General features: G+C 72.4%; 9 protein-coding genes. 4 read left to right on the forward strand and 5 right to left on the reverse strand.

Annotated elements, in window-relative coordinates; all coding sequences use genetic code 11:
• The first annotated feature begins 80 nt into the window (after positions 1–80).
• Positions 81–704 carry an FMN reductase gene (locus GWK61_RS49710; protein WP_369125681.1) on the forward strand — a complete coding sequence of 208 codons (624 nt, stop codon included), beginning with the start codon at positions 81–83 and terminating at the stop codon, positions 702–704.
• Positions 705–755: 51 nt separating this feature from the next.
• On the opposite strand, the gene GWK61_RS49715 is transcribed toward GWK61_RS49710, so the two are convergent.
• Positions 756–1,769: a beta-ketoacyl-ACP synthase III gene (locus tag GWK61_RS49715; RefSeq protein ID WP_194920777.1), complete on the reverse strand. Its 1,014-nt coding sequence runs from the start codon at positions 1,767–1,769 to the stop codon at positions 756–758.
• 116 nt (positions 1,770–1,885) lie between these two features.
• On the opposite strand from GWK61_RS49715, the gene GWK61_RS49720 reads away from it, so the two are divergent.
• The gene (locus tag GWK61_RS49720) at positions 1,886–3,985 is read left to right on the forward strand and encodes a ThiF family adenylyltransferase (RefSeq protein WP_194920779.1); all 2,100 of its coding nucleotides are present in this window, start codon (positions 1,886–1,888) and stop codon (positions 3,983–3,985) included.
• On the opposite strand, the gene GWK61_RS49725 is transcribed toward GWK61_RS49720, so the two are convergent.
• Both GWK61_RS49725 and GWK61_RS49730 read right to left on the reverse strand, forming a co-directional pair.
• Positions 3,952–4,803, reverse strand: coding sequence for an SAM-dependent methyltransferase (locus GWK61_RS49725; RefSeq protein WP_194920780.1), 852 nt, complete (start codon positions 4,801–4,803; stop codon positions 3,952–3,954). The genes GWK61_RS49720 and GWK61_RS49725 overlap by 34 nt on opposite strands.
• Positions 4,804–4,921: 118 nt before the next feature.
• Positions 4,922–6,637, reverse strand: coding sequence for a helix-turn-helix domain-containing protein (locus GWK61_RS49730; protein ID WP_194920781.1), 1,716 nt, complete (start codon positions 6,635–6,637; stop codon positions 4,922–4,924).
• A 227-nt stretch (positions 6,638–6,864) separates the two neighbouring features.
• On the opposite strand from GWK61_RS49730, the gene GWK61_RS49735 reads away from it, so the two are divergent.
• The gene (locus GWK61_RS49735; RefSeq protein WP_194920782.1) at positions 6,865–7,098 is read left to right on the forward strand and encodes a hypothetical protein; all 234 of its coding nucleotides are present in this window, start codon (positions 6,865–6,867) and stop codon (positions 7,096–7,098) included.
• Positions 7,099–7,356: 258 nt separating this feature from the next.
• Here the strand turns inward: GWK61_RS49735 and GWK61_RS49740 are convergent, their stop codons facing one another.
• A complete protein-coding gene (locus tag GWK61_RS49740; protein ID WP_194920783.1) occupies positions 7,357–7,806 on the reverse strand; it encodes a MarR family winged helix-turn-helix transcriptional regulator in 450 nt (149 codons plus the stop codon).
• A gap of 57 nt (positions 7,807–7,863) precedes the next feature.
• On the opposite strand from GWK61_RS49740, the gene GWK61_RS49745 reads away from it, so the two are divergent.
• Positions 7,864–8,304, forward strand: coding sequence for a VOC family protein (locus tag GWK61_RS49745; protein WP_194920784.1), 441 nt, complete (start codon positions 7,864–7,866; stop codon positions 8,302–8,304).
• Between the two features lie 117 nt (positions 8,305–8,421).
• On the opposite strand, the gene GWK61_RS49750 is transcribed toward GWK61_RS49745, so the two are convergent.
• A partial coding sequence (locus GWK61_RS49750) for a DUF8189 domain-containing protein (RefSeq protein WP_194920786.1) occupies positions 8,422–9,373 on the reverse strand: 952 nt, incomplete at its 5' end.

Genomic DNA, 9,373 nt, shown 5'->3' on the forward strand with positions numbered 1-9,373 from the left:
CCGCGGACCCGACCAGCAGCAGCGCCCTGCTCCCGGCGCTGGCCCACCCGGGCCCGCCGCGGCCCGCCCCGGCCGGCGACGTGCTGCGCCTGGTCGCCGTCACCGCCGGCCTGGGCCAGCCCTCGACCGCGCGCATCCTGGCCGACCGGCTCGCCGACGCGGCCCGCGCGCGGCTCGGCGAGCGCGGCCGCCAGGTGCTCGTCGAGGTCCTGGAACTGCGCGACCTCGCGCTGGACATCGCCGGCGCGATGGTGGCCGGCTTCCCGGGCGCGAAGCTGCGCGCCGCGCTGGACGCCGTGGAGGGCGCCGACGGCCTGATCGCCGTCAGCCCGATCTACACCGCCAGCTACAGCGGCCTGTTCAAGTCGTTCTTCGACGTCCTGGACAAGGACGCGCTCACCGGCAAGCCGACCTTGATAGCCGCGACCGGCGGCACCGCACGGCACTCGCTCGCACTGGACCACGCGCTGCGCCCGATGTTCGCCTACCTGCGCGCGTTCATCGTCCCGACCGCGGTCTTCGCCGCGTCCGAGGACTGGGCTTCGGCCGGGGAGGGCGCGCTGTTCGAGCGCATCGAGCGCTCGGGAAGCGAACTGGCGGACCTGATGGCCGGTGCTCCGGCCGCCGCCCGCCGGCGCCGTGACGAGTTCGAGGACGTCGTGCCCTTCGAGCAGCGGATGGTCGCGCTCAGGTCCGGGATCTGAGCCGGTCCCGCGGTCCGGACGACGTGCTGAAGACAGGGTGCTGAAGAAGGCTCACAGCCGGGCCTTCCCGTGCAGCTCCGGCCAGGTCAGCACCGCCGACCCCCAGGCCAGCCCGGCCCCGATCGAGGTCATCAGCACCCGGTCCCCGGCGGCCAGCCGGCCGGTGTCGTGCGCGTCGGCCAGCGCCAGCGGGATCGACGCCGCGACCGTGTTCCCGACGTCCTCGATGTTCGCCACCACGCGCTCCGGCCCGATCCCCAGCTTCCCCGCCACGTCGTGGATGATCCGGATGTTCGCCTGGTGCGGGACGAACCGCCGCACCGACTCCACGTCCCACCCCGCCTTGTCCAGCACCCGCTTCGAGGACGCCGTCATCTCGCGCACCGCGCGCTGGAAGACCACCGGGCCGTCCATCACCAGATACGGCCGCTGATTCGCCAGCGGCATCCCCAGCCGGTCCCGCGCCCCGCCGCCGGGCACCTCCACCGCGGCCACCGCCGAACCGTCGCTGCCCAGGTCGAAGGCCCGCACCGCGCCCGGCTCGTCCGGCGTGCCGGCCCGCAGCACCAGGGCCCCGGCGCCGTCGCCGAAGATCGAGGCGGTGAGCCGGTCCCCGGGATCGACCAGGGTGGTGAACACGTCCGCGCCGATCACCAGCACCCGGTCCGCCATGTGCCCCCTGATCAGCGCGTTCCCCGTGGCCAGGGCGTGCACGAACCCCGCGCACACCGCGTTGACGTCGAACGCCGCGATCCCCGTGTACCCCAGCCGCGAGGCCACCTCCGGCGCCGACGCCGGGCATAATCGGTCCGGGGTCGTGGTCGCCAGCAGCACCACGTCCAGCGCCCCGAACCTGCCCCCGGCCATCTCCAGGGCCCGGGCACCGGCCTCGACGGCCAGGTCGACCGTGGAGATCCCGTCGGCGACATGGCGCCGGGCGATCCCGAGCCGCTCCCGGATCCACTCGTCCGTGGTGTCCAGCCGGGTACTCAGTTCGTTGTTGTCGACGGAGCGGGGCGGCACGCACCCGCCCACCCCCTGGACGACTGCCGCGCGTGTGTTCACACGCTCGATTGTCGGGGGGACGGACCGGACTCACATAGGACTTTCGCGCACAATTCACCCGTAAGGTGCATCTTCGGCTTGTCTCCGCCATGTTCGCCATCCCATCGTGGGCGATCATGGACTCCCCGTGGATCTTCACCGCCTTCCGCGCCCCGGCCGACCCGGACGCGGCCCCCGAAGCGCTCCAGGAGATACGGCATCTGCGTGCCCGGATCCTGTTCGACCAGGGCCGCCGCCCGGCCTTCCGCAGCCACGCCGGCGGCCACCCCGGCGACAACCTCGGCGACAACCCTGGCGACCACCCCGACGCCCAGCCCGACGCCCAGCCGCAGGACCACGGCGCCTGGCACTTCGCGGCCCGGCGCGGCCGCGACGGCGTGCACGGACCGCCGCTGGGGTATGTCCGTCTCCTGACACCCGCGACGGCTTCCCTTTACCAGTCCAGGGAATTCCTCGGCGCCGCCCGCTACGACGAGCTCCTGCGCGCCGAGCGCCTGGCCCCCGAGACCGTCTTCGAACACAGCCGCCTGGTCGTCGAGCACCGGGCCCGCAAGCTCGGCCTCGGCCTGCACCTCAACGCCCTGGCCGTCGCCGCCGCGCACGAACTCGGCGCGGCCGCGATGATCGGCACCTCCGGCACCGCCGACGGCCAGGACCGCTTCCACGCGCGCTTCGGCTTCCACCCGGTCCCCGGCACCCGGCGCTACGCCGAGCAGTACACCGAGGACGTCGTCATCCTGCTGCACCGGTCCGCCGAGGGCGCCGGCGAGCACGCCGCCCTGGTCGACGACTACCGCCTGCTGTTCCGCTACGACCTGCTGGAGGACGCCGGCCTCGACGAGGTGTCCGGTCTGCTCAGCCTCGGCGCCCACCCCGAAGCAGAGCCCTCATTCACCATCCCGGTCCCGGTGCGCGGACCGGTCTCCGGACAGGCCCCGCCCCGCCGCCTCACCGCGATCGGCCCGTCCGACCCGCACCGCTGGAAGCCGTTGCTGTTCCAGCCCGCCAAGCACGACGACCGCGTCGCGCTGGCCGCGCTCCTGAACACCGGCGCCGTCCGCGAAGTCGCCGACACCATCGAAGCCCAGCTGGAAGAACTGATCCGGGCCCGCGACCCCGGCCGCACCCTCGACGACGCGGCGCTGGCCGCGGCCCGCCGGGACCAGCTGGAAGGCGGGCAGCCCTGGGACTACGGCACGTGGGCCTGGTACCCCTGGTCCGGCCGCCTGGTGCACGTCCTGCCGCGCGAGGAGTTCCGCCTGGTCCGCACCGACCGCAACCGCGGCAAGATCGACCGGCCCGAGCAGCGCCGGCTGCTGGACAAGCGGATCGGCGTCATCGGCCTGTCGGTGGGCAACAGCGCGGCGCTGACCCTGGCGCAGGAAGGCGTGGCGGGGGCCTTCAAACTCGCCGACTTCGACACCCTGAGCGTGTCGAACCTGAACCGGCTGCGCGCCGGGCTGCACCAGATCGGCGTGAACAAGGCCGTGCTGGCGGCCCGGCAGATGTTCGAGATCGACCCGTATCTGGACATTGAGATCTTCCCCGGCGGCCTGACCGAGCAGACCCTCAAGGAGTTCTTCCTCGGCGGCCACGGCCCGATCGACCTGCTCGTCGAGGAGTGCGACACGCCGTGGGTGAAGCTCGCGGCCCGCGAGGCCGCCCGGGATCTGGGCGTGCCGGTGGTGATGGACGCCAACGACCGCGGCCTGCTGGACGTCGAGCGCTTCGACCGCGAACCGCACCGGCCGCTGCTGCACGGCCTGCTCGGCGCCCTGACCCCCGAGGACTGCCTGGACCTGACCTTCGCCGAGCGCGTGGACCTGATCCTGGCCATGGTGGACGGCGACCGGATCTCCCCGGCGCTGGCCGCCAGCATCCCCAAGATCGGCCGCACGCTGAGCAGTTGGCCGCAGCTCGCCTCCGGGGTGGCGCTCGGAGGCGCGCTGGTGACGGAGGCCGCCAGGCGGATCCTGCTCGGCGGCCCCTGCGCGTCGGGCCGGTTCTACATCGACCTGGAGGAGCTGATCGCGCCGGACCGGAACCAGGCGCCGGGTCGGACGCCGGGTTCGGGTCAGGCACCGGGTCGGGCGCCGAGTCAGGCACCGGGTCAGGCGTCTGGTTCGGATCAGGCCCCTGGTTCGGATCAGGCCCCTGGTTCGGATCAGGCGCCGTGTTCGGGTCAGGCGGCGGTCAGCTTGCCCAGCGCCCCGTAGAACCAGACGTTCTCCGCCCCGACGGCGTCCTCGGGCTTGTCCGGACGCCAGGCCGGCAGGTTCACGATGCCGGGCTCCTGGATCCGGAAGCCTTCGAAGAACCCTGCGATCTCCTCGCGCGTGCGCGGCGACGGGTTCTTCATCACGGCCTGGTACTGGCTCTGGACGCTGCGGACCAGGTCGCCGGTGGCGCCGTCGATGGTGGCGTGGGTCAGCGCCAGGTAGCTGCCCGGCGCCAGCATCCGGCGGTAGGCCCCCAGCACGCCGGCCGGGTCGTCGCCGTCGTCCACGAAGTGCCAGGCGGCCAGCGCCGTGAGCCCCACCGGCTTGTCGAAGTCGATCAACGACTTGACGGTGGGGTCGCCCAGCACCCGCTCGGCGTCGATCATGTCGGCCAGCACCGCGCCGGCGTTGTCGTCGCCGCGCAGGATGTAGTTGCTGTGGCTCACGGCCGGCGGGTCGTTGTCGATGTAGACCACCTTGGCGGCCGGGTCCACGGCGTGCGCGAGTTCGTGCACGTAGTTCTGCGTCGGGATCCCGCTGCCCAGGTCCAGGAACTGCCGGACGCCGTCGTCCAGCATCACCCGGATCGCCCGGGCCAGGAAGTAGCGGTTCTGCTGCAGGATCATGCGGCCGTTGGGCTCGATGGCCAGCAGTTGCCGCCCGAAGTCCCGGTCGGGGGCGAAGTTGTGCTTGCCGCCGAGCAGGAAGTCGTACAGCCGCGCGACGCTGAACACGTCGGTGTCGATGTTCGACGGCAGGTCGTCGAAGATCGCGTCCACGTCGTTGCCGGCGTGCGCTCCGGTCGGGTCGGTCATCGTCTTCGTGCTCCTTGGGGAAGTCGGAGGGATGTGTCAGGCGTCCGCGCTCGCAAATCGCCGCAACCCACCCTCTAGGCTTGCACTTCTCCGCCGCCCGCCGCTGGCGAATGCGGCTTTATAAGACCTCTTCCGTCGAATTCGTGGTCTGCACCCCGCTGTCCGCGACACCGCGCTGTTTGCGATACCGGTCCAGCCGGACGTCCAGCGCCTGCACGACCGACTCGTTCTCGTACGGCGCCAGCTGCTGGCGGGCCCTGCTCATCTCGGTGCTCAGCCGCACCGAACCGGCCAGCGTGGCCATCCGCGCCGACTCGGCCAGCGCCCGGCAGGCCGCCGGGACATCGCCGAACTGCACCTGGGCCTGGGCCCGGCGGGCCAGCGCCATCGCGTTGTTGTGCAGGTAGGCCGGGTTGAACCGCTGCTGCGCCAGCGCCCCGGCGTCGGCGGCCTCCACCGGGTGCCCGAGCAGCAGGTGGCACTCGCTCTCCCGGGCCCAGTAGAACGCCGGGCCGTAGAAGCCCCAGCGCTCGGCGGCCGGCTCGGCCCAGTCGATGCGCTGCATCTGCCGGCGCTCCCGCTCCAGCGCGGCCAGGCTGCGCGCGCCCTGCCCCGCCGAGGCGTAGACCCGGGCCGTCATGTCGGCGGCGTAGGCCTTGGCCCGGCGGCTGGGGCTGCGCTTGGCGGCCTCCTCGGCGGCCTGCGCGTGGTCGATGGCGGTCTGGTGGTCGCCGGCGGACATGCTCAGATGCGCCTGCGCAGCCAGGATGTTGGCCGCCAGCTCGTAGTCGTCGGCCTGGTAGGCGGCCTTGCGCGCGTCGTCGTAGTAGAACCGGGCCGCGTCGTCCTGGCCCATGTTGAACATCATCCAGCCGAGCAGGTGCGCCAGGTCGCCGTAGACGACCCAGGCCTGGCTGGTCAGCCCCGCCGGGGCGTCCTTCACCACGGATTCCATCATGGCGCGCATCGCGAGCCCTGTCTGCACTGTCGCGGACGGTCCCAGGGCGGCGTTCTGCTGGCGAAGCCCGCCGACGATCAGCCCGGTGTTGTCGACCATGGCCGCGTCGACGCGGCCGGCCGGGGTCGGCAGCGCCTTGTCGCCGGCCAGCGGCGCGGCCGCGGCGACCGCGAACAGGCTGCTGAGATTCAGCAGCGCCGAGCGCCGCGACAGGCTGTTGCCGCCGTCCGGCGGCTCCATCAGGGAGCTGATCTGTACCGCTGAGGAGATCGCCGCCGCCGAGGACAACGGGAGCGCCGACATCGACGACATCGACGACAGCAGCTCGCCCGGGTTCGCGCCGAGGTCGTCCCGGACCGGCGGAACGGGCGGCGCGCCGAAGTACGGATCGAACCGGACCTCGGAAGGGGACCCGGAGGTAGGGGCCGCAGCCGTAAGTGCGTACGGCTGCGGGGCTTGGCGGGGCGGCCCGATCAGGCCGCCGAGCGGGCCGGGCTCGCGCACGTTGCTGAACACCGGCCGCCTCTTGGCGCCGTAGTCGTCCAGGTCGGACAACAGGTCGGCGACGCTGCACTCGTACAGCTGGGCCATCCGGTCCAGGACCTCCAGCGACGGCGCGTAGCCGGTGGAGCTGGGCCAGGCCTCCCAGTACGAGAAGTTCTTGAAGGTCTTCGGGTCGTCCGGCCAGCGCCGGTTCCACCGCTCGGCGGCCTCCGGCTGGGTCCAGCCGCGGGCCTGGCGCAGCGCGACCCGCGCGTTGACGTGGAACCGCCGCTGGAACTCCCGGCCGATGTCCGCCCAGGAGTGATCGGTGGCCCGCAGCTGCTCGGACAGTTGGGCCTGGATCTGCTTCAGGCTCCTGGGTTTCCTGCTCATGATTCGGCGATCCCTGCCTCGGCGGGCGGCCCCTGTACCGTCCGGACCCGTCACGCGCTGTGCATCCCGTACGTCGAATGTGGCGCGCCCCCACACCCGCGGCAGGACCGGGGCCTTTTCCTCCCAGCCGAGCCGGGAGAAAATGTCGGTTGCCGCATTGTCCCATCGCCCGGCGCGATGATGTGGACCAGTCGGTGTGACCGAGGCGGACTTCAGGAGGACTCGCCGTGCGAACGACTCAGGAGTCGGAGAACTGGGCGGTCGAGTTCATCCGGACCGACGGGGAGGACCAGTCCGTGGCGGACGGCTTCGCCAGCCGCGGTGACGCCGAGTACTACGGGCAGTGCGCCTGGGCCTCGCCGGGGGGTAGAGGCATCGAACAGGTGCGGGTGCGGCAGCTGCCGCGCGGCCCGTGGATGCCGGTGGCGCCGGCGTCGGTGTGCGGGGGGATCCGCCTGTAGCGCCGGCCAGCCGGGGGGATACCGGGGCGCGTCCGCAGTCCGCGTCACGGTGTACGGGGATCCCAGGCCCGTTCGGGAACGACTTCTTCGAGTCGGCCCGGACGGGTCATTTTCGTGGTCGGCGTTGGCTCGCTTGGTCACTTGGTCGCTTGCGTGATCACTTTTGTAGTCGCTTGCGTGGTCGCGACGAAGCCGCCGCGCCTCCCAAGCCCAGGAAGCGCGACGACCGCCGAAACCCTATCGGACAAGGCCCGTCATTCACTCCGTGACCAGGCCTTGGAACACCTTCCGCAGTAAGACGTCCAGCTGCTCGCGCTCGTTTTCGGTGAGCGGCGCCAGGACTTCGTCCTGGACACCCACGGCCTCCGCTTCCAGCTCGGCGAGCAGCGTGCGGCCGGCGTCGGTGAGCGTGACGGTGATGCGCCGGCGGTCGGCGGTGTCGCGGGCCCGCTCGACGTTCCCGGCCCCGGCCAGCTCGTCCACGATCTTGGCCATGTCGCTGGGGTCGATCGCCAGCCGGGCCGCGAGGTCGCGCTGCACGTGCGGCCCGAAGTCGGCGAGCGCCGCCAGCACCGCGTGGTGCCACAGCCGCAGTCCCCGCTCGGCCAACCGCCCGGCGAGCCGGCCGCGCGCGATCTTGCCGGTCCGCGACAGCAGGTAGGTGGTCAGGCCGGTCAGCGAAGGGGGCACCGCACGCAGGTCATCCATGGTATGACTATAGGCTCCCGCCTATCATGGGTTAACACCCGCTAATTTGGAGGCCCCATGGACGCGCTGTACCCCCGCCTGCTGGTGACCGGTTTCGCGGAGATGTTCGACTTCTACCAGGCGGTCCTGCCCGAGCTGCTCGGCGCGAAGCTGATGAAGGGGGACCCTCAGGGTCCGTACGCCAACTGGGACGTCGAGGACCAGGCCGTGCTGGTGCTGTTCGACCGCGGGACGATGGCCGCCGTCGCCGGGACCGCACAGCTGCCGGCGACCGCGGCGCCGGCGGCGCCGGCGTCGGCGTCGGCGTCGGCGCAGGACCGCACGATGTTCGTGTGCCGGGTCGGCGACGTGGACGCCGGTGCCGAGCTGTGCGTGCGGCACGGGGCGACGCTGGTCGTGGCGCCGACGGACCGCCCGGAGTGGGGTCCGACGCTGCGGACCGCGCACCTGCGGGATCCCGAGGGGAACCTGATCGAGCTGCAGTCGTACGAGGGCTGATCACGCTTGCGGCCAGACGCGCGACTCACTCGTTCGGGCGCGCTCGTCTGGGTCGGCTTGGTCGGCTTGGTCGGCGCTGATCACCCGCCTGGGCCATCTGGACAAGGTGAGCCAGCTCTAGGCCAGTGCCGAGCACTCCCACTGAAGCGTCCGCGGCGGATCCCCGGTGTCGATCCGCGCCGTGTACAGCGCCCCTTCCGGCCCGATCGCGGCGACCACGATCCGGCCGTGCGCGTCCACCGTCAGCGCGGGGTGCAGGATCGGGCCGGGCCCGCCGAGCCAGCGCCGGACCCCGTCGGGCACGCCGACCTGCGGCTGCCAGACCACCTCGACCAGCCCGCGCCGTCCGCGCTGGGCCAGGAAGACACCCCCGGCGTGCGGCTGGATCGCCACCACGCCGAACCCGCCCTGCCCGCCGAGCGCGACACCCTTCTCCTGCGGTCGCCAGCTGCCGCCGGACGGCCGCGACAGGACCGTCAGGACACCGCTGTCGGCGGCGCGGGCGGCCAGGAGCGCGCCGCCGTCACGCACCATGTGGACCGTGGGCGGGTCACCCATCGGAGGGAGGGCCGCGTGGGTGGGGCGCGGCTCGCCGGACGCGTCGACGCGCCAGGTCCAGAGCATGTGACCGACGGCGTGGAGCTCGACGTCACCCTCAGGGGTGACCGCGGCGGTCAGGCCGTCGCGGACCCGGTGTCCGCCTATGTCGCGCCAGCCGCTCCAACGTGTGTCCGGCTTCGTGAGGTCCCGATGTCGCCAGGACACGGACATGTCGGCGTTGCGGGCGAAGACGTGGAGCACGCCGCGACCGTCGACCACCGCGGCCGGGCAGCCGACGGCCTGGCAGTCCTTGGTCTTCGCGCCGGTCGGGGTGCCGAGGCCGGTCCAGGGGGTGAAGCTGCCGTCGGTGCGCTCGGTGCTGACGACGACTTCCTGGCTCCAGGAGCCCCGGTCGGGGTCGGTCGTGACGCGCAGGCCGACGAGATTCGCACGCTGCGATGCGCCGACTGCAACCACCAGATGAGGTGTCAGCGACGAGGCGGTGTTCGCGTCGGGATTGGGGCTGGGG

The sequence above is a fragment of the Catenulispora rubra genome (genome assembly GCF_015356825.1).
Taxonomy (GTDB): domain Bacteria; phylum Actinomycetota; class Actinomycetes; order Streptomycetales; family Catenulisporaceae; genus Catenulispora; species Catenulispora rubra.

What these genes read in the sequence shown, in the direction of transcription:
- GWK61_RS49725 (WP_194920780.1), bottom strand. Translation starts at nt 4,803, where the DNA reads ATGACCGACCCGACCGGAGCGCACGCCGGCAACGACGTGGACGCGATC.
- GWK61_RS49745 (WP_194920784.1), top strand. Translation starts at nt 7,864, where the DNA reads ATGGACGCGCTGTACCCCCGCCTGCTGGTGACCGGTTTCGCGGAGATG.
- GWK61_RS49740 (WP_194920783.1), bottom strand. Translation starts at nt 7,806, where the DNA reads ATGGATGACCTGCGTGCGGTGCCCCCTTCGCTGACCGGCCTGACCACC.
- GWK61_RS49730 (WP_194920781.1), bottom strand. Translation starts at nt 6,637, where the DNA reads ATGAGCAGGAAACCCAGGAGCCTGAAGCAGATCCAGGCCCAACTGTCC.
- GWK61_RS49720 (WP_194920779.1), top strand. Translation starts at nt 1,886, where the DNA reads ATGGACTCCCCGTGGATCTTCACCGCCTTCCGCGCCCCGGCCGACCCG.